At 74.6% G+C, this 18,692-nt stretch carries 16 protein-coding genes and 1 tRNA gene; 6 read left to right on the top strand and 11 right to left on the bottom strand.

Going from position 1 to position 18,692, the window contains the following annotated elements:
* The first annotated feature begins 8 nt into the window (after positions 1-8).
* Genes sfnG through NLU66_RS06145 form a run of 3 tightly spaced genes read left to right on the top strand, consistent with a single transcriptional unit; the run spans position 9 to position 3,189 of the window.
* Positions 9-1,193 (top strand): dimethylsulfone monooxygenase SfnG, encoded by a 1,185-nt coding sequence (gene sfnG, locus NLU66_RS06135; RefSeq protein ID WP_259362058.1) that lies wholly within the window; start codon positions 9-11, stop codon positions 1,191-1,193.
* Entirely contained in the window at positions 1,190-2,602 is a 1,413-nt protein-coding gene (locus NLU66_RS06140; RefSeq protein WP_259362059.1) for an O-acetylhomoserine aminocarboxypropyltransferase/cysteine synthase family protein, read from the top strand. Before sfnG ends, NLU66_RS06140 begins: the two co-directional genes overlap by 4 nt.
* Positions 2,599-3,189 carry a CoA-binding protein gene (locus tag NLU66_RS06145; RefSeq protein ID WP_259362060.1) on the top strand — a complete coding sequence of 197 codons (591 nt, stop codon included), beginning with the start codon at positions 2,599-2,601 and terminating at the stop codon, positions 3,187-3,189. Before NLU66_RS06140 ends, NLU66_RS06145 begins: the two co-directional genes overlap by 4 nt.
* A gap of 80 nt (positions 3,190-3,269) precedes the next feature.
* Here the strand turns inward: NLU66_RS06145 and NLU66_RS06150 are convergent, their stop codons facing one another.
* The gene (locus tag NLU66_RS06150; RefSeq protein ID WP_259362061.1) at positions 3,270-3,887 is read right to left on the bottom strand and encodes a pentapeptide repeat-containing protein; all 618 of its coding nucleotides are present in this window, start codon (positions 3,885-3,887) and stop codon (positions 3,270-3,272) included.
* Between the two features lie 31 nt (positions 3,888-3,918).
* Positions 3,919-3,992: transfer RNA gene (locus NLU66_RS06155), tRNA-Met, on the bottom strand.
* Positions 3,993-4,181: 189 nt separating this feature from the next.
* On the opposite strand from NLU66_RS06155, the gene NLU66_RS06160 reads away from it, so the two are divergent.
* Positions 4,182-5,897, top strand: a complete 1,716-nt coding sequence (locus NLU66_RS06160) for an HNH endonuclease (protein WP_259362062.1) — start codon at positions 4,182-4,184, stop codon at positions 5,895-5,897.
* 216 nt (positions 5,898-6,113) lie between these two features.
* Positions 6,114-7,559: a tagaturonate epimerase family protein gene (locus NLU66_RS06165; RefSeq protein ID WP_259362063.1), complete on the top strand. Its 1,446-nt coding sequence runs from the start codon at positions 6,114-6,116 to the stop codon at positions 7,557-7,559.
* A gap of 107 nt (positions 7,560-7,666) precedes the next feature.
* On the opposite strand, the gene hemL is transcribed toward NLU66_RS06165, so the two are convergent.
* The 8 genes from hemL to hemE all read right to left on the bottom strand — a co-directional run bounded on the left by hemL (position 7,667) and on the right by hemE (position 16,658).
* A complete protein-coding gene (gene hemL, locus NLU66_RS06170) occupies positions 7,667-8,971 on the bottom strand; it encodes a glutamate-1-semialdehyde 2,1-aminomutase (RefSeq protein WP_259362064.1) in 1,305 nt (434 codons plus the stop codon).
* Positions 8,972-9,094: 123 nt separating this feature from the next.
* On the bottom strand, positions 9,095-10,165 hold the full coding sequence (gene hemB / locus NLU66_RS06175; protein WP_259362065.1) for a porphobilinogen synthase: 1,071 nt from the start codon (positions 10,163-10,165) through the stop codon (positions 9,095-9,097).
* Positions 10,162-11,007 carry a uroporphyrinogen-III synthase gene (locus NLU66_RS06180; protein ID WP_259362066.1) on the bottom strand — a complete coding sequence of 282 codons (846 nt, stop codon included), beginning with the start codon at positions 11,005-11,007 and terminating at the stop codon, positions 10,162-10,164. Before NLU66_RS06180 ends, hemB begins: the two co-directional genes overlap by 4 nt.
* Complete coding sequence (hemC, locus tag NLU66_RS06185; protein WP_259362067.1) at positions 11,004-11,954, bottom strand: hydroxymethylbilane synthase; 951 nt, start codon at positions 11,952-11,954, stop codon at positions 11,004-11,006. The genes NLU66_RS06180 and hemC overlap by 4 nt, the downstream gene beginning before the upstream one ends.
* Entirely contained in the window at positions 11,951-13,201 is a 1,251-nt protein-coding gene (locus NLU66_RS06190) for a ferrochelatase (RefSeq protein WP_416232184.1), read from the bottom strand. Before NLU66_RS06190 ends, hemC begins: the two co-directional genes overlap by 4 nt.
* Before the next feature lie 33 nt (positions 13,202-13,234).
* Positions 13,235-13,972: a hydrogen peroxide-dependent heme synthase gene (gene hemQ / locus NLU66_RS06195; RefSeq protein WP_259362068.1), complete on the bottom strand. Its 738-nt coding sequence runs from the start codon at positions 13,970-13,972 to the stop codon at positions 13,235-13,237.
* The gene (locus NLU66_RS06200; RefSeq protein WP_323374513.1) at positions 13,969-15,642 is read right to left on the bottom strand and encodes a protoporphyrinogen/coproporphyrinogen oxidase; all 1,674 of its coding nucleotides are present in this window, start codon (positions 15,640-15,642) and stop codon (positions 13,969-13,971) included. The genes hemQ and NLU66_RS06200 overlap by 4 nt, the downstream gene beginning before the upstream one ends.
* Positions 15,639-16,658: a uroporphyrinogen decarboxylase gene (hemE, locus tag NLU66_RS06205; RefSeq protein WP_259362069.1), complete on the bottom strand. Its 1,020-nt coding sequence runs from the start codon at positions 16,656-16,658 to the stop codon at positions 15,639-15,641. The genes NLU66_RS06200 and hemE overlap by 4 nt, the downstream gene beginning before the upstream one ends.
* Positions 16,659-16,917: 259 nt before the next feature.
* On the opposite strand from hemE, the gene NLU66_RS06210 reads away from it, so the two are divergent.
* A complete protein-coding gene (locus tag NLU66_RS06210; protein ID WP_259362070.1) occupies positions 16,918-18,333 on the top strand; it encodes a glutamyl-tRNA reductase in 1,416 nt (471 codons plus the stop codon).
* Here the strand turns inward: NLU66_RS06210 and NLU66_RS06215 are convergent.
* Positions 18,298-18,690: a hypothetical protein gene (locus NLU66_RS06215; RefSeq protein WP_259362071.1), complete on the bottom strand. Its 393-nt coding sequence runs from the start codon at positions 18,688-18,690 to the stop codon at positions 18,298-18,300. The two genes, NLU66_RS06210 and NLU66_RS06215, sit on opposite strands and share 36 nt — an antisense overlap.
* Positions 18,691-18,692 lie beyond the last annotated feature (2 nt).

An 18,692-nucleotide genomic window follows, 5' to 3' on the forward strand; every position in this document is an offset into this window, starting at 1 on the left:
GAGGAACCATGACCCCCACCGTCCCCCGCTCCACCTACGAGACACCGCTCAAGCTCGCCTACTGGGTCCCCAACGTCTCCGGCGGCCTCGTCGTCTCCACGATCGAGCAGCGCACCGACTGGGAGTTCGACTACAACCGCCGCCTCGCCCGCATCGCCGAGGACTCCGGCTTCGAGTACGCCCTCACCCAGGCCCGCTACGCCGCGAGCTACGGCGCGGACCGCCAGCACGAGGCGACCGCCTTCTCCCTCGGCCTGCTCGGCGCGACCGAGCGGCTCAAGATCATCTCCGCCGTGCACCCCGGCATGTGGCACCCCGGCGTGCTCGCCAAGTGGCTCATCACGGCGGACCACATCTCCGGCGGCCGCGCCGCCGTCAACATCGTCTCCGGCTGGCTCAAGGACGAGTTCATCAACTTCGGCCTGCCCTGGCTCGAGCACGACGAGCGCTACGTGCGCACCGAGGAGTTCATCCGCGTGCTGCGCGGCCTGCTCACCGAGGAGGACTTCTCCCTCGACGGCACGTACTACCAGGTCTCCGGCATCGACCTCTCCCCGAAGCCGCTCGAGATCCCCGGCCGCGCGCACCCCGAGATCTTCTTCGGCGGCAACTCCACCGCCGCCCAGGCCACCGCCGGCCGCGTCGCCGACTGGTACTTCTCCAACGGCCGCGACCTCGAGGGCTACGCCGGGAACGTCGCCGGCGTCCAGGCCTCCGCCGCCGAGGCCGGTCGCGACCCGCGGTTCGGCCTGAACGGCTTCGTCATCGCCCGCGAGACCCGCAAGGAGGCCGAGGAGACCCTGCGCGAGATCATCGCCAAGGCCCACCGCCCCGCGGTCGAGGGCTTCGCGCAGTCCGTCAAGGAGGCCGGCCAGTCCACGAAGGACGGCAAGGGCATGTGGGCGGACTCCTCCTTCGAGGACCTCGTCCAGTACAACGACGGCTTCAGGACGCAGCTCATCGGCACCCCCGAGGAGATCGCCGACCGCATCCTGGAGTACAAGAAGATCGGCGTGAACCTCCTGCTCACCGGCTACCTGCACTTCGCCGAGGAGGTCGCCGCCTTCGGCCGCGACGTGCTGCCGATCGTGCGCGAGAAGGAGGCGGAGCTCGCCCGCGCCCACGGCACCGAGCTGAACACCGACCTGCTCCCCGTCGCCCCCGGCGTGAGCGCCGAGGAGGCCGCCGCATGACGGCCCTCGACTCCGCGGCCCCCGCTTCCCCGACCCCCGGTTCTCAGGCTCCTGGTTCTGCGACTCCTGAGCGCAGCTTCGGCTTCCGCACCCGCGCCCTGCACGCGGGCGGCACCCCCGACGCCCAGCACGGCGCCCGCGCGGTCCCGATCTACCAGACCACCTCGTTCGTCTTCGACGACGCCGCGGACGCCGCGAACCTCTTCGCCCTCCAGAAGTACGGGAACATCTACTCCCGCATCGGCAACCCCACGGTCGCCGCCTTCGAGGAGCGGATCGCCTCCCTCGAGGGCGGCATCGGCGCGGTCGCGACGGCCTCGGGCATGAGCGCCGAGTTCATCACCTTCGCGGCGCTCGTCGGCGCGGGCGACCACGTCGTCTCCTCCGCGCAGCTGTACGGCGGCACCGTCACCCAGCTCGACGTCACCCTGCGCCGCTTCGGCGTGGAGACCACCTTCGTGGCCTCGTCGGACCCGGAGGACTACCGCGAGGCGTTCCGACCGGAGACGAAGGTCCTCTACGTCGAGATGATCGGCAACCCCTCCGGGGAGATCGCGGATCTCGAGGCTCTCGCGGCCCTCGCCCACGAGCACGGCGTCCCGCTCGTCGTCGACGCGACCCTCGCGACCCCCTACCTCGTGCGTCCGCTCGAGCACGGGGCCGACGTCGTCATCCACTCCGCCACGAAGTTCCTCGGCGGGCACGGCACGACCCTCGGCGGTGTCGTCGTCGAGGCGGGCCGCTTCGACTGGGGCAACGGCAAGTTCCCGACGATGACCGAGCCCGTCGAGTCCTACGGCGGGATCCGCTGGTGGGACAACTTCGGCGAGTACGGCTTCCTCACGAAGCTCCGCTCCGAGCAGCTGCGGGACATCGGCCCCTCGCTGTCCCCGCAGTCCGCCTTCCAGCTGCTGCAGGGCGTCGAGACCCTGCCCCAGCGCATCGACGCGCACCTCGCCGGGGCGCGCGCCGTCGCGCAGTGGCTCGACGCGGACCCTCGCGTCTCCTTCGTGACCTGGGCGGGACTCGAGGACCATCCCCATCACGCGCGGGCGCAGAAGTACCTGCCGCTCGGACCGGGCAGCGTCTTCGCCTTCGGCGTCACGCCGTCCGGCGAGTTCGCCGACGAGGCCGAGGAGGCCGCCGCGGCCCGTGCGACCGGCGAGGCCGTCATCGGGAACCTGCAGCTCGCCTCGCACCTTGCGAACATCGGCGACGCCCGCACCCTCGTCATCCACCCCGCCTCGACCACGCACCAGCAGCTCAGCCCCGAGCAGCTGCTCGCGGGCGGCGTGCGACCGGACCTCATCCGGATCTCCGTCGGCCTCGAGGACGTCGAGGACATCCTGTGGGACCTCGACCAGGCGATCACCGCGGCCACCGGCCGCACCCGGGAGGAGCAGGCATGAGCGGCGCGAACGGCATCAGCATCGAGGGCGCCGGGGCGGCCTGCGCCGTCGGCGGCAGCTCGGCGGGCGGCGCCTCGGGCGACGCGGGGGCGGCCGGGGCCGACGGGCGCAGCTGGCAGGGCCCCACCGCCCCCGAGCGGCTCACGATCCTGCGGCGCGCACGGTCCATCGCGATCGTCGGCGCCTCCGCGAACCCCGCGCGGGCGAGTTACTTCGTGGCGACGTACCTGCTCTCCTCGAGCCCGTACGACGTCTACTTCGTGAACCCGCGGGCGGAGACGATCCTGGGACACCCGGCCTACGACTCCCTCGCGGACCTCCCCGTGGTGCCCGACATCGTCGACGTGTTCCGCAAGGACGCCGACCTCCCCGGCGTGGCCCGCGAGGCGGTCGCCGTGGGCGCGAAGGCGCTGTGGCTGCAGCTCGGATCCTGGAACGAGGAGGCCGCGGCGATCGCCGAGGAGGCCGGCCTCGACGTGGTGATGGACCGCTGCGTGAAGATCGAGCACGCCCGCTTCCACGGCGGCCTGCACCTGGCCGGCTTCAACACCGGGGAGATCAGCTCGCGGAAGCAGCGCCTGGCCTGAGGCGGTGAGCTCGTGAGGCGGTGAGCTGCTGAGCCGGTGAGCTGCTGAGCCGGTGAGCTCCTGAGCGGAGGAGCCGCGGGTCAGTCGGCGACGCGGATCCCGAGCTGCTCGGCGAGCTGCGGGGCGAGATCCATCAGCTGCGCGGGGCCCACGGTGGCCCCGCGCAGTGCGTCCACCCCGTGCACCACGCCCGGGCGCACTTCGCGCAGGTCCACGTCGACGCAGGTCGCGCGATCCATCGTGAGCTCGTCGATGCGGCAGTCCCGCAGGGCCACCCGGGTCAGCCGCGCCTCGGTGAGGTCGAGGCTCGTGATCGTCGCGTCCTCGATGACGACGTCGGTGAGCTCGGCGCCGCGCAGGCTCAGCCAGTCGACCTTGCCGCCGCTGATCAGCACCGAGCTGAGCGCGGCGCCGTCGAGGGCGAGCGCGCCCACCCGGGGCGAGAGCAGCTCGACCTCGCGCCAGGAGCCGTCGGTCGCCCGCAGCTCGGGCGCTCGGGGGCGGTCCAGGCGGCTGGCCACGATCCGGGAGCCGCGCAGGTCGACGCCCGTGAGGTCCGCTCCCTCGAGGAGCAGGGAGTCGGCGAGCTCGTCCGACCGCAGAGCCTCGGGGCCCGCCGGCTCGAGGGTGGCGGCGTCGAGGGCGGTGAGCGCGGGGGCGCGGAGGCGGGAGCGGGTGCGGCGGGGGAGCGGAGACATGGGCCCGATCCTGCCATCCGGGTCCGACGAGACGCTCCGGCAGGATTCGAACCTGCGACGTACTCCTTATGGGGGAGCTGCTCTACCGGCCTGAGCTACGAAGCGATGCCACCACCGTGCCCGATACCGGGCCCCCGGGGCCAGCGCCGCGTCATCTTCTGTCGCGGACCCTCGTCCGCTGTCACCGGCTCGTCTCCGGTCGCGGGCCCGGCGATCGTTCCTCCCCATCGCCTGCTCGTCCACCGCCGGCGGTGATCCGCTGCGGGCGAGCGTGGCCCGGCGGAGGCTGGGGACATGACCGAGCACGCGCAGGATCCCGAGCACCCGGCAGGCGAGCCGCCGCCGGATGCCGGCGAGAGCCTGCCCGGCCCAGCGCAGGGACCGGCGCCGCAGGATCTCGCCGCCACCCTGGGCGACCACGCGCATGCGCTGCTGGGCGTGCTCCTGGACAGCGAGGGCACCTTCGACGCGGGCATCCACCCCAGTGCGCACTTCACGGCCCTGCTGCAGCGCATCGTCGAGCTCCGCGGCGTGCTGGACGCCCTGGCCCCCGCGGCGCAGACGGCGATCGCGGAGGCGACCCGACGCGAGGAGCGGGACGCCCATGCCACCGCCGAGGGCGACCATGACCAGCGCGCGATGCGCAGCACCGACCGCGGCGCGGACCAGGCCGCCGCGCGCGAGGTCTCGATGGTCACGCGGCAGTCGCCCGCACGGGCCGTCTGGTCCCTCTCCGCCGCGCAGCGCCTCGTCCGCTCCCTGCCCTCGATCCACGAGGCGGTCGCCGTGGGCGGCATCGGCGCGGAGGCCGCGCTGCGGGTTGCGAGCGCCGTCCGCGTGCTCGACGAGGACGGTCGCGCGCAGGTGGACCAGGCGCTCGCTGCACGGCTCCCGTACCTCGACGCCGCCTCGACACGGCAATGGGAGGACGAGGCCGCCGCCGCGGTCGAGGCCGCGGATCCGGAGGGTGCGGCCCGTCGTCACCAGATCGCGCGCCGGCGGCGGCACCTGAGGGTGCACCGGCGGCAGGACGGCATGGCCTCGGTGACCCTGCACCTGCCCGCCGTGGATGGGGCGCTGATCGGCAAGCGGTTCGCGCTCGAGGCGGAGCGTCGGCGGGCGGCGGGCGACCGCACCGGGCACGGCGCCCTCATGGCGGACCTCGCCTCCACGGTTCTGCTGGGCGGCCCCGTCGCGGTGCCGAGCGTGATGCCGTCGTCGGAGACGGAGACGGAGATGGGACCGGAGGCGGAGACGGCGCCGGAGCCGGTGTCCGCGCCGGAGCCGGTGTCGGCGGCAGATCCGGAGCCGGCGGCGGTGGAGGACTCGGCGCCGGGATCGGAGCCGTCACCGGAGGGCACGGAGAGCACGACGGAGGCCGAGGACGAGACATCGGCGCCGGGGGCGGGCCCGTCGGGCTCCCCGCCCCGGTTCACCCTGGAGATCGGCGTGCTCATCACCGAGCGCACGCTCCTCGCGCCCGAGTCCGGGGACGTCGCGCACCTCGAGGGCTACGGCGCCGTCCCTGCGGAGGCCGTGCGGGAGCAGATCCGACGGGCGCTGGACCCACCTCCACCCGGGGAGCCGGACCCCTTCGGGCTCGCGGGGGCGAGCGTGCGCACCGTGTTCCGGCGCCTGTTCACGCATCCCACGACCGGCGAGCTGATCGCGGCCGACTCCCGTGCTCGAGCCTTCCCCGCGGGGATGCGACGCTTCCTCACCTGGCGCGACACGACGTGTCGCGGGCCGTTCTGCGACGCGCCCATCCGTCACATGGACCATGTGCTGCCGTATGCGGAGGGTGGGGCGACGAGCCTGGACGACGGCCAGGGCGGCTGCGCGTACTGCAACCTCGGTCGTGCGGAGCAGACGAGGTCGGTGGCGCGCGCGGAGGACGGCATGCCCGGGCACCGCGTCTCCTGGAGGAGCCGCAACGGGGTCACCCGGGTCACGGGACCGCGGGCGCTCACCCCGCCCGCACAGGCGCCCCCGCCGTCCGGCCCGGACTGACCCGTCCCCACCGGACCGACCCGTCCCACCCTGGCTGACCCGTCCCACCCTGGCTGAACCGCCCCCGGTGGGGGAGGCTCTCGGGAAGCTGCAACGTGTTTCAGGCAGACCATCGAGGGAAAGGGCTTGCCGACAGGCGCGAGGTATGGAAACGTTTGCAGTCCCAGGCTCCGCGGCACCACGCTGCACCCCGCGTCATCGAGGACACGAACAGACATGACCCTGCGCACCGATTCCCTCACCGCCGACGTCACCCGCACCAGCGACGGCAGCACGCTCCTGCTCCGCGCGAGCGACGCCGCCGCCCTCGCCGGGTTCGACGGCGAGCTCAGCACGGACGGCGGGGACCACCTGCTCGCAGGCCCGCTCTCCCACGAGAACGCCGTCGCCCTGCGGGCCGCGATCCCCGCGCTCCGCCCGCAGCTCGTCACCGGTCACCGCACCTCCGTGGGCACCGGCGACCGGCTCGGCCTCGCCACCGCCGGCCAGGCCGCCGCCTTCGCCGCGGTCGGCGGGGACGTGCTGCCCGTGCTCGCCCAGCAGTCGATCCGCGAGATGGACCGTCTGGGCCGCAGCGCCCGCGAGGTCATGGACGAGGCGACCTTCGGTCTCGTCGAGGCGGGCTGGGACCGCGGCTACGGCGCGGACTGCGACCACATCAAGACCACCGAGGGCATCGACCGGGGCCTCGACGCGGGCTTCACGATGTTCACCCTCGACCCCGGCGACGCGGTCCAGGACGTCACCGCCGGGGCGACCCTCGAGCAGGCGCTCGCCCTGCCCTGGGAGGTCCTCGAGGACACCTGGGAGGGCACCCTCGCCCGCTACGCCGGCATCCGGGTCGAGGTCGCGCCGGGCCTCGTCCTCGAGCCGGACGAGCAGGAGGTCCTCACCGCCGCCGTGAAGTACGCGGGCGCGGTCGCGGAGGCCATCGGGCTGTACCGCCACCTCCGCGAGGGCGCCGCGCGCGCCGGGTACGAGGTCGAGGCCGAGATCGCGGTGGACGAGACCGCGTGGCAGACCTCCTTCTTCGAGCACTACTTCCTCGCCGCGGAGCTCCGTCGGCTCGGCGCCGAGTGGTTCAGCTTCGCCCCCCGCTACGTCGACGGGTTCGAGAAGGGGCTGGAGTTCCTCGGCGACCACGAGGAGCTGCGCAGCAACCTCGCCGCGCACCACGCGATCGGCGAGCTGTTCGGCGGCTACAAGATCTCGCTGCACTCGGGCTCGGACAAGTACTCGATCTACCCGCTCGCCGTCGAGGCCACCGAGGGCCTCGTGCACCTGAAGACCTCCGGCACCAGCTACCTGTGCGCCCTCGAGGTCGTCGCCCGGCATGATCCGGAGCTGTTCGCGGAGATCTGGCGGATCTCGCGGGCCGCCTACGCCCGCGCCGCCGCGTCCTACCAGGTCTCCGCGCAGGTGGAGAACACGCCCGAGTCCCTCGAGGGTGTGGACCTGCTGGCGCTGCTGGAGGGGGCCGACGGCAGGCAGATCCTCCACGTGGGCTACGGCGACTCGCTGACCACCGAGCTCGTGGACGGCACGCCGCTCGTGGAGCGTCTGCGCGCGGTGCTCCGTGAGCACCACGAGGACTACGCGGCCGTGCTGGTCCCGCACCTGAGCCGGCACCTCGAGGCCTTCGGGACCGTGGCCGCCCGCTGACACCCTCGCCCCGCCGGGCCCACAGGACCCCGGAGCGCCGGGGCCGGGTCGGCGCGCTCGGACGGTCGGGGCGCTCGGACGGTCTGCGCGCCGACCCGGCCCGGCTGTCAGGCGGAGGCGGCCTCTCGTGCCGCTGCGGGCAGGGCCTCGGCGATCCGGTCGATGACCTCGGGCGTGTGCGCCGTCGAGACGAACCAGGCCTCGAAGGCGGAGGGCGGCAGGTAGATGCCGCTGTCGAGCAGCGAGTGGAAGAACCGCGTGAAGGCGGCGGTGTCCTGCGCCTTCGCGTCCTCGTAGGTGCGCACCGGCTCGCTGCGGAAGAAGACCGAGAACAGGGTCCCGGCAGTCTGGATCACGTGGGGGACACCCGCCGTCGTGAGCGCCTCGGCGACGAGCTGCTGGAGGGCCGCGGAGGCCCGGTCCAGGTGGGCGTAGGCGGCATCGTCGAGGCCCGCGAAGGTCGCGAGCCCGGCGGCGGTCGCGAGCGGGTTCCCCGAGAGCGTGCCCGCCTGGTAGACGGGGCCGGCCGGGGAGAGCAGGTCCATGAGGTCCGCCCGGCCGCCGAAGGCGCCCACGGGGAGACCGCCGCCGATCACCTTGCCGAAGGTCAGGAGGTCCGGCGTCCAGCCCTCGCCGTCGATGCCGTAGTAGCCCGCGGCGCTCGCCCGGAAGCCCGTGAGGACCTCGTCGCTGATGAGCAGGGCGCCGGCGCCGTGGACGATGCCCGCGAGCTCGCGGTGGAAGCCCTCCGGCGGGGTCACCACGCCCATGTTGCAGGGGGCGGCCTCGGTGATGACCGCGGCGATCTCCTCGCCGCGGGCGGCGAACAGCTCGCGCACCGCGTCGAGGTCGCCGTAGGGCAGCACCACGGTGTCCTTCGCGGTGGAGGCCGTGACACCGGCGGAGCCGGGCAGGGCGAAGGTCGCGACGCCGCTCCCGGCCTCGGCGAGCAGCGCGTCCACGTGCCCGTGGTAGCAGCCGGCGAACTTCACGACCACGTCGCGGCCGGTCGCGGCGCGGGCCACGCGCAGCGCGCTCATCGTCGCCTCGGTGCCGGAGTTGACCAGCCGCAGCCGCTCGATCGGGCCCACGCGCCGGGCGATCTCCTCGGCGAGGGAGACCTCGCCCGGCTGCGGGGCGCCGAAGGAGAGCCCGCGGCCGGCGGCCTCGCGCACGGCCTCGACCACGGCGGGGTTCGCGTGGCCCAGGATCATCGGCCCCCAGGAGCCGACGAGGTCCACGTACTCACGGCCGTCGGCGTCGGTGAGCAGCGCGCCGGAGGCGGAGGTGAGGAACGGCGGGGTCCCGCCCACGGAGCCGAAGGCCCGCACGGGCGAGTTCACGCCGGAGGGGATCACGCGGCGGGCGCGGGCGAAGAGCTCCTCGGAGAGGCCGGCGGGGGTCGAGGTCATGGCGGGCTCCTGTATCAGGTGCGGTGGCGAGGTCAGGTGCGGTGGCGAGGGGCGACGGCGGGGTCGGATGCGGGGTCGGATGCGGTGGCGGGGTGCGGTGACGATGCGTGGCGGAGGCCGGGCTCAGAGGAACTCGCGGAGCCCCTCGGGCAGGCCGTCGCGGAACCAGCCGGCGACCTCGCTCGCGTGGTAGGTCAGCACGGTGCTCGCGCCGGCGCGGCGGAAGGCCAGCAGCGACTCGAGGATCGTGCGCTCGCGGTCCAGCCAGCCGTTCGCGGCGGCCGCCTCGATCATCGCGTACTCGCCGGAGACCTGGTAGGCGCCGACGGGCACGGGGGAGGCCTGGGAGACCTCCTTGAGCACGTCGAGGTAGGGCATGCCGGGCTTGACCATGACGAGGTCGGCGCCCTCGGCGACGTCGAGCTCGAGCTCGCGCAGCGCCTCGCGGCCGTTGGCGGGGTCCTGCTGGTAGGTGCGACGGTCGCCCACGAGGGAGGAGTCCACGGCCTCGCGGAAGGGGCCGAAGAACGCCGAGGCGTACTTCGCGGTGTAGGCGTAGACGACGGTGTCCTCGTGACCGGTCACGTCGAGCGCGTCGCGGATCGCCGCGATCTGCCCGTCCATCATCCCGGAGGGACCCACGAGGTGCGCCCCGGCCTCCGCCTGGGCGACAGCCATGTCGCGGTAGCGCTCGAGGGTCGCGTCGTTGTCGACGCGGCCGTCGGCGTCGAGCACGCCGCAGTGGCCGTGGTCGGTGAACTCGTCGAGGCAGAGGTCCGCCATGACCACGGTGTCGTCGCCGAGCTCGGCGCGGAGCCGGGCGAGGCCCTGGTTGAGCACGCCGTCGGGATCCGTCGCCCCGGAGCCGATCGCGTCCTTCGCGGTGGGGACGCCGAAGAGCATGATGCCGCCGACGCCGCGCTCGACGGCCTCGGTGGCGGTGCGGGCGAGGGCGTCCAGGGAGTGCTGGGCGACCCCCGGCATGGACGTGATCGGGCGGGAGTCGCCGCCCGTGAGGTCCTCGGCGACGAACATCGGCAGCACGAGGTCCGCGGGGCGCAGGGTGTGCTCGCGCACGAGCGAGCGCAGGGCGGAGGTGGAGCGCAGGCGGCGGGTCCGCTCGACGGGCAGCGGGCCGGTGGGGAGGGAGGTGCGGGCGTCCGACGGGGTGCGGGGCTGGGACGGGGTGGTCATCGATCCTCCTGGGGGTCGTCGGTGGGGGTCTGCGAGGCGGGGCCGGGCCCGTGCAGCGCCTGCTGCACGGCGGCGGCGAGGTAGGCATCGTCCGGGGCGTCGGCCTGCACGCTCACCGTGAGACCGGCCTCGCGGGCGGCCTCGGTGGTGGGTGCGCCGATGGTGACGACGGCGGTGCCGGCGCCCACGCCGATGCCGGCGACGTGGCGGGCGATCATCGGGCTGGTGAGGACGACGGCCGCGTAGCCGCCCTCGCGGAGCGCCGCCGCCACGGCGGGCGGCGGGGTGAGCGCCTCGGGCCGGTAGGCGGTGACCTGATCGACCTTCTCGACCAGGTCGCCGAGCGCCTCGAGCCCGCGGCGCACGGTCGACGCGGCGGCCGCCGAGGTCGGGAACAGGACGCGAGCGGGGGCGGCGCCGCCACCGGTCGTCGACGAGCCGGCGATGGCCGGGCCGGCGAGCGTCGGGAACTCCTCGACGAGCGCGGCGCCGGAGCCCGCGGCGACGTGATCCACACGGATCCCCGCCGCTTGCAGCTCGGCGGCGGTGCCGGGGCCGACGGCGATCACCTGCGTGCCGGCGGGGACCACGATGCCCTCCGCCGCGCCCTCTCGCTCACGGACGGTGAGCAGGGCGCCGACGGTGGTGCGGCTCGTGACGACGAGGTGCGTGTACCGGCCGGCGGCGAGCTGATCCAGCGCCGTCCGCAGCGCGGGGGAGTCCTCGGTCCGGAGCGCGATCAGCGGGTGGTGCTCGACGCGCACCCCCTGCGGCCCGAGCCGCGCCGCGAGATCCCCGCCCCGCCCGGCCGGGCGGGGGAGGAGGACCGGGCGCGGCGTCACAGCGAGGTCGCCTCCGCGAGGATCGTGCCGGCACCGCGGTCGAGGAGGTCGCGGGCGAGCTCCTGGCCGAGCTGCGCGGCGTCCTCCCCGTCGCGCGCGGTGCGCTCGCCCTCGACGACGCGGGCGCCGTCGGTCGAGATCGCGAGCGCCCGCAGGTGCAGGGCGCCGTCCCGCTGCTCGGCGAAGGCGGCGACGGGGGCCGAGCAGCCGGCCTCGAGGGTGCGCAGCAGCGCCCGCTCGGCGGTGACCGCGTCACGGGTGGCGGCGTCCTCGTGCCCGGCGAGGGCGGCGGCGAGCCAGGGCTCCGTGGCCTCGCGGGTCTCGACGGCGAGGGCGCCCTGGGCGGGCGCGGGGAGCATGACCTCGACGGGCAGCAGCTCGCTGATCGACTCCTGCTTGCCCACGCGGCGCAGGCCGGAGGCGGCGAGCACGACCGCGTCGAGGTCCGCCTCCGCACCGAGCGCGCGGGCGAGGCGGGTCTCGACGTTGCCGCGGATCGCGACGACCTCGAGGTCGGGGCGGGCCCGGAGCAGCTGCGCGGCGCGGCGCGGGGAGCCGGTGCCCACGCGCGCCCCGCGGGGCAGCTGGTCGAGGGTGCGGCCGCCCGCGGCGCAGAGCGCGTCGCGGGGGTCCTCCCGCGCGGGCACGCAGGACAGGGAGATGCCGGGCGCGGGGGCCGTCGGCAGGTCCTTGCAGGAGTGGACGATGACGTCCACGTCCCCGTCCAGGAGCGCCTGGCGCACGGCGGTGACGAACACGCCGGTCCCGCCGATCCGGGCGAGCGGGCTCGTGCGGTCCACGTCGCCCTGGGAGCGCACGTGCACGAGCTCCACCTCGCGGTCGGTGCCGGCGACGAGGGCCTCGCCCACGAGCCCGGACTGCGTGAGGGCGAGGGCGGAGGCCCGGGTGCCCAGGCGCAGAGGTGACCTTCCTGAATCTCCCGTCACCGTTCAGCGACCGCCTGCGGCTGCCCGGCGCGACGGACGTCCTCGGCGGAGTCCACGCCACTCGTGGTGGGGCGACACAGCCTCCCCACGCAGCAGTTCGCTCCGCAGACATCGGGAGTCGATCCGAAGTCCGTCACCTCCTTGCGCGGAAAGGCGGGATTCAGACGTTCCTGGACGAGATCCGCGAGGGCGGACACGAACCGGGGATCGGATCCCGGAGTCGCCACCCTGCGGAACGCGAGCTCGTTCTCGGCGGCTGTCTCCTTCGCCTCGGTGTCGAGGTCCCACACCACCTCGACATGGTCGGTGACGAAGCCGATCGGGACCACGACGACAGCTTCGACCGCGGGCTGTGTCCCGCTGTCGCCAGTCTGCGCGAGTCTGGTGATCACGTCGTTGACATCCGGCTCGAGCCACGGGATGTGGGGAGCACCCGATCGTGACTGGTAGACGAGCTCCCACTGCGGCGCATGTGGCGCGTCGTCGTCGATCTGGTCCATGACCCAGCGGCACGCGGCGAGATGCTGCTCGACGTACCAGCCGCCCGAGCCCTCGGCGCGCGTCTCCTCCGGCCCTGACGCCTCAGCCATGGACAGCGGGACCGAATGCGTGGAGAACAGCACTCGGACGCTCTCGGCATCGTGGCCCTGGGTGGCGAGATCGTCGAGAGCGTTGCGCAATCCGTCGAGCACGGGCTCGAGGAACCCGGGATGGTTGAAGTAGACGCGGGCCTTGTCGATGGTCACCTCGCCGGTCAGCCCGGTCTCCTGGAGGACCATGCCGAAGTCCTCGCGGTACTGACGACATGAGGAGTAGGAGGAGTATGCGCTGGTGACCAGCGCCAGCACATGGCGTCTGCCGTCGGCATGGAGCGCACGGACGGCATCGGCGTGGTAGGGCTTCCAGTTGCGATTGCCGAAGTAGACGGGCAGATCGATGCCACGGCGCGAGAGCTCCTGCTCCAGCGCAGCGATGAGCTCATGGTTCTGCGCGGTGATGGGCGACCGCCCACCGAGCGCACGGTAGTGCCCGGCGACCTCTTCGAGCCGTTCGTCTGGGATGCCGCGCCCTCGGGTGACGTTGCGCAGGAACGGAATGACGTCGTCTTGGCCGTCCGGCCCGCCGAAGGAGGCGAAGAGGATCGCGTCGAAGTCGCGCGGCTCGGCCCGGCGGGTGTGCGTTGCGGAGCGGGGATCGACGGAGAAGGGGGTGGTCAGGTGCTGATCGGTCTGGGACGTAGTGGTCACGGTGTCCTCGTGGGGGGTGCTGGCGGTGGGAGGTCAGGCGAGCAGGGCCGCGACGTCCGCGAGGGAGGCGAGGCGGCGACCGGCGTGGAAGGGGAGCTCGTCGCGCACGTGCAGACGGGCATCGGAGTAGCGCAGGTGGCGCATCATGTCGACGAGGTCGTGGAGGTCGTCCGCCTCGAAGGAGAGCAGCCACTCGTAGTCGCCCAGGGAGAAGGCGGCGACGGTGTTGGCATTGACCTGAGGGTAGTCGCGGCCCAGGAGGCCGTGCTCGCGCAGCATGCGACGGCGCTCCTCCTCGGGCAGCAGGTACCACTCGTAGGAGCGGACGAAGGGGTAGACGGTGATCCACTCCTTCCGGTCCCGCTCGGGGTCGATGAAGGCGGGCACGTGGCGCGAGGCGAACTCGGCGCGGCGGTCCACGCCCACGGCGGCCCACGTGCGCTCGAGGAAGCCGCCGGCGGCAGAGGACTCGAAGACGCGGATCGCGGCCTGCAGGGCGGCGGCGTCCTCGGAGCGGAGCCAGATCATGACGTCGGCCTCGGCGCGGAAGCCGGTGAGGTCGTAGTAGCCCAGCAGGTGCGCACCGAGCTCCTCGATGCGGGTGGAGACCGCGGCGAGGGCGTCCTCGATGCGGGCGGCGGTGGTGGTGCCGTCCTGGGTGAGGCCCGCGAGACGGCGGTAGACGGTGTAGCTCGTGTAGTTCGTCGTCGTGAACTGGTCCGAGGGACCCTCGGCCGTGGGAGCCGTCGAGGAGAGGGGGGCGCTGGTCATGAGGGGTTTCCTTCCGCGGTGGTGGACGAGGGCATGGTGGAGGTGGACGTGGACGTGGGCGTGGGCGTCGGGGACGCGGTCGCGGCGCGGACGATCGCCGCGATGCCGGTGCCGGCGCGCCAGGTGCCGGCGAGGTCGAGGCCTGCGTGCTCGGGCCGGGCGAGCAGCGCGGTGACCTCGGCGAGGGCCTCGGCGTGGCCGGGACGGGCCTGGCGCATGGCGCGGTCCCAGTCGATCACGGCGCTGCCGAGGAGGTCCTCCCGGCGCAGCGGCGTCCCGAGGATCACGCTCGCGTCCGCGAGGGCGAGGTCGACGATCCCCGACGGGTCGGGGAGGGGCTCGCCGGGCCGGCCGTAGGACAGACGCAGCACGTGCGGGGAGCGGGCCTCGGGCAGGGCCGCGCGGGCGGCGGCCTGCACGTGCTCCCATTTCGCGCTCACGTGGGTGAGCGCCTTGGCCCGCACTCCGCTCCTGCCGGCGGCACCGACGGTCCCGGGGGCCACCAGCGCGCCGGTGCCGGCGGGGAAGGCGTCGAGCGCGGGGGCGTCGACGACGAGGGCGACGAGGCGCACCGCTGCGGCGGGGGCCTGGGGGATCGCGGCGGAGAGCGTCGGGGCGGCCTCGGCGAGCAGATCGCGCGCGGTGTCCGGCGGGACGGCGAGCACGAGCTCCTCGGCGCTGACGGACCCTGTGCTGACCGACACTGTGCTGACGGACCCTGCCCCGACGGTCCCTGCACCGGCGATGCCTGCGCCGACGGCCGGCGAGGAGCCGAGCGCGACCGTCCAGCCGCCGTCGGCCCCCCGAGAGATGCGGCGCACGGGCGCCTCCGTGCGGATCTCGCCGCCGTGCGCGCGGATCTCCGCGGCGAGGGCCTCGGGCAGCGCCCCCATGGTCGGCGCGAGCGAGCGCACCCGCGTGCCGGGGCTGCCGCGGCGCGCGGACTCCGCGGTGATCGCGCGCACGGCGGCGGTGAGTGAGCCGTGCCGTGTGAGGCCGGCCGCGAGCTGCGGGGACGCGCTCGCGAGCTCGAGCGTGCGGGGATCGGCGGAGTGCACGCCGCCGACGATCGGGGCGACCAGCCGCTCGGCCACGCGGGCCCCGCAGCGGGCGCGGATCACGGCGTCGACGCTCGCGCCGGGGCGGGAGCCGATGCGGGCGGGGAGCAGCGGCTCGAGCGCCGCGCGCAGCGAGCCCGCGAGGCCCAGCACGGCCCGGGCGTCCCGCGCGAGGGGGCGGGAGGGGACGCCGAGCACGGAGCCCGACGGGGCGGGGTGGGTGCCGGCGTCGGAGACGATCCTGCTGCCGAGCCCGGCGCGCGGGGTGACGACCGTCGGGGACCCCGCGGCACCGGGCGCCGACCCGTCGAGCCCCAGCTCCTCGAGCAGCGCGTCGACGTGCCCGCCGGCGACGGAGTACGCCTCCGCGCCCGTGCTGAGCGGGACCCCGGCGACCCGACCGGCCGCGATCGCCCCGCCGAGGGCGGGACCGGCCTCGAGCAGCAGGACGGAGCGGCCCGCGCGGGCGGTGGAGCGCGCGGCGAGCAGCCCCGCGAGGCCGCCGCCGACGACGATTGTGCGGCCCTCGCCGCCGGCGACCGCGCGGTCCCCGGCGACGCCGACGGCGCGGCCCTCGGGGCCGCGGTCGGGCATCGGGCCCTGATCGGTCATCGCTGGGCGTGCAGGAAGGCGACGAGGTCGGTGAGGACCTGCGGGTCCGTCTCGGGCGGGACGCCGTGGCCGAGGTTCACGACGTGGCCGCTCGCGCCGGCGCCGGCCGCGAGCACCGCGCGGGCCTCCGCGAAGCGCACCTCCTCGGAGGTGAAGAGCACCGCCGGGTCGATGTTGCCCTGCACCGGGGTGCCCTCGGGGAGGATCTCGAGCGCCTCGTCGAGCCGCATCCGGTGGTCGACGCCGACGACGGTCGCGCCGGCCTCGTGCATCGGGCGCAGCAGGTGCGCGGCGCCCACGCCGAAGTGGATCCGGGGGACGGGGAGATCCGCGACGGCGCCGAGCACCTCGGCGGAGTGGGGGAGCACGGCCTCGCGGTAGAGGTCCGCGCCGAGCGCGCCCACCCACGAGTCGAACAGCTGCACGGCGCAGGCGCCCGCGAGCACCTGCGCGCGCAGGAAGCGGCCGGAGAGCTCGGCGACCCACGAGGCGAGGCGGTGCCAGGTCTCCGGCTCGGAGCGCATGAGGGCGCGGGTGCGGAGGTGGTCGCGGCTCGGGCCGCCCTCGACCATGTAGCTCGCGACGGTGAACGGGGCGCCCGCGAAGCCGATGAGCGGGGTCGTGCCGAGCTCGGCGACGGTCAGGCCGACGGCCTCGCGGATCGGGTCGAGCGCCGCCTCGTAGTCGTCGCCGAGCGGGGGCAGCGCGTCGACGTCGGCCGCGGTGCGGATCGGGTGGTCGAAGACGGGGCCGACGCCCGGTCGGATCTCGACGCCGAGCCCGGCGAGGCGGGCGGGGACGACGATGTCGGAGAAGAAGATGCCGGCGTCCACGCGGTGGCGGCGCACGGGCTGCACGGTGATCTCCGCGGCGAGCGCGGGGGTGACGCACGCGTCGAGCATCGCGGTGGTGCCGCGGGCCTCGCGGTACTCGGGCAGGGAGCGCCCGGCCTGTCGCATGAACCACACCGGGGCGGAGGTGTCCTCGCTCTCACTCCGCTCCCCGCGCAGATGCATCAGGAGTGGCGCATCGCTCACCCCGCCGTCCGCGACGGGTCGCGCGGCGGGATGGGAGACGGGCAGGAGGACCGGGTCGGCGGTCCGGGAAGACGCCCCCACCTGCGGGAGCGTCGGGACGGGGGTAGGTTCTGACGCGCTGTCGCGAAAAACCTGCTCTGACGTGCTGTTCTGTGCCATGACGCCCCTATTGTGCACACGTCGGCGCGGGCGTGCTCCCAGGGGCGCCCGGTCCAGGGGGCGGGCCTAGACTGCGGCCATGCTCGCTGCCCTCCGCGCCTCCCACGAGCACCTCGATCTCGATGTGCTCGACGCCCTCACGCGGGACGCGGACACCCTTCCCGCCCGCATCGCGGAGCTCGACGCCGCGAGCGGGGCGCTCGAGGGATGGGCCGTCGTCTCCACCTGCAACCGCCTCGAGATCTACCTCGACGCCGTGCGCTTCCACGACGGCGTGGACCTCGTGATCGACGCCGTCTCCGCCGCCTCGGGCCTGGACCGCGAGATCGTCTCCCTCTGCTTCGAGGCCGCGATGGGCGACGCGGTCGCCCGCCATCTCGACGAGGTCACCTCGGGGCTGCGCTCCGTCGTCCTCGGCGAGGCGGAGATCGCCGGGCAGGTGCGCGCCGCCTACGAGGCCGCGCGCCGCACCGGCCACACCACCTCCCTCCTGCACGACCTCTTCCAGCACGCCTTCCGCTGCGCCAAGCGCGTCGCCACCCAGGCGCCGATCGGCGCGGCCGGGCGCTCCGGCGCCGCCGTCGCGATCGACCGCGCGGCCGCGGAGCTCGGCGGGATGGAGGGGCGCCGCGCGCTCGTGGTCGGCACCGGCGCCTACGCGCGCCTCGGCGTCGCCGAGCTGCTGCGCCGCGGCGCCGAGCGCATCCAGGTCCACTCGCCCTCGGGCCGCGAGCTCGGCTTCGCCCGTCGCCACGGCATCGAGGCCGTCGGCGCGGAGAGGCTCGAGCAGGCGATCGCGGAGGCGGATCTCGTGGTCGCCTGCTCCGGCCGCGGCACGAGCCTGTTCCCGGACCGCTTCCTCGGCGCGGGCCGCACCGTCGTCCTCGACCTCGCCCTGCACTCCGACCTGCACCCGCTCGTGCGGCACCTGCGCGGGGTGACCGTGCTGGGCCTGCGCGACCTCGAGGTCGGGGCGGACGACGCCGACCCGGCCCTGCTGCTCGCCCAGGACATCGTCGAGGAGACCGTCGAGGCCTTCCGCGTGCAGCAGGAGGTGCGCCGCGTGGACCCGGCGATGGCCGCCCTCCGGCGCCAGGTCGCGGACACGGCCGACGCCGAGATCGATCGCCTGCGCCAGGACGTCGACGGCGAGACGGCCGACGTCCTCGAGCGCAGCATCCGCCGGATCCTCGCGAAGGTCATGCACGACCCCTCCGAGCGGGCCCGGCACCTCGCGCAGACGGGCCAGGCCGACGCCTACGTCGAGGCCTTCCACACGATCTTCGGCATCGACATCTCCGGCGAGGGCGTGAGCACCGCCGCGGCGAACGGCGGCAGCGGCGGGGGGACCGCCGCCGAGGACGACCCGATGCACACCGCGGGCTGGATGCGCGTGGACCTCACCGTCCCGCCGTCCTCCGCGCGCGACCTCGCCCAGGCCGCCGTGCGCCGCGGGATCTCAGCGGCGACGCCGGAAGAGGCGACGACGGCCTGAGCGCGAGGGCGCCGAGGCACCCTTCTCGCCGTCCCGCGCCGCATCGCCCCGCGCTGCACCGTCCTGCCCTGTCTCCGCGGGCTCGTCCGTCTCGATCCAGACGTCGGTCCAGCCCACGTCGCTCTCGTCGCGCGGCCGGTACTCGCCGCGCGGCGCCAGCTGATCGGTGACGTCCGCGATCTCGATCTGCGCGGGCGCCCGCACCTCCTCGCCGCGATGCGGCACCGGGCAGGTCCAGAAGTAGGGGCAGCCGGGGCAGCCGGCGGTCTCCTCGCCGGGCGTCGCCTCCCGCTGCTGCTGGACCGAGTCGACCTGCTGCAGCATCCGCAGCCGGGCGTCGTACGGGTTGATCTCCATGG

This window comes from Brachybacterium sp. NBEC-018, assembly GCF_024860185.1.
GTDB classification, from domain to species: Bacteria; Actinomycetota; Actinomycetes; order Actinomycetales; family Dermabacteraceae; genus Brachybacterium; species Brachybacterium rhamnosum.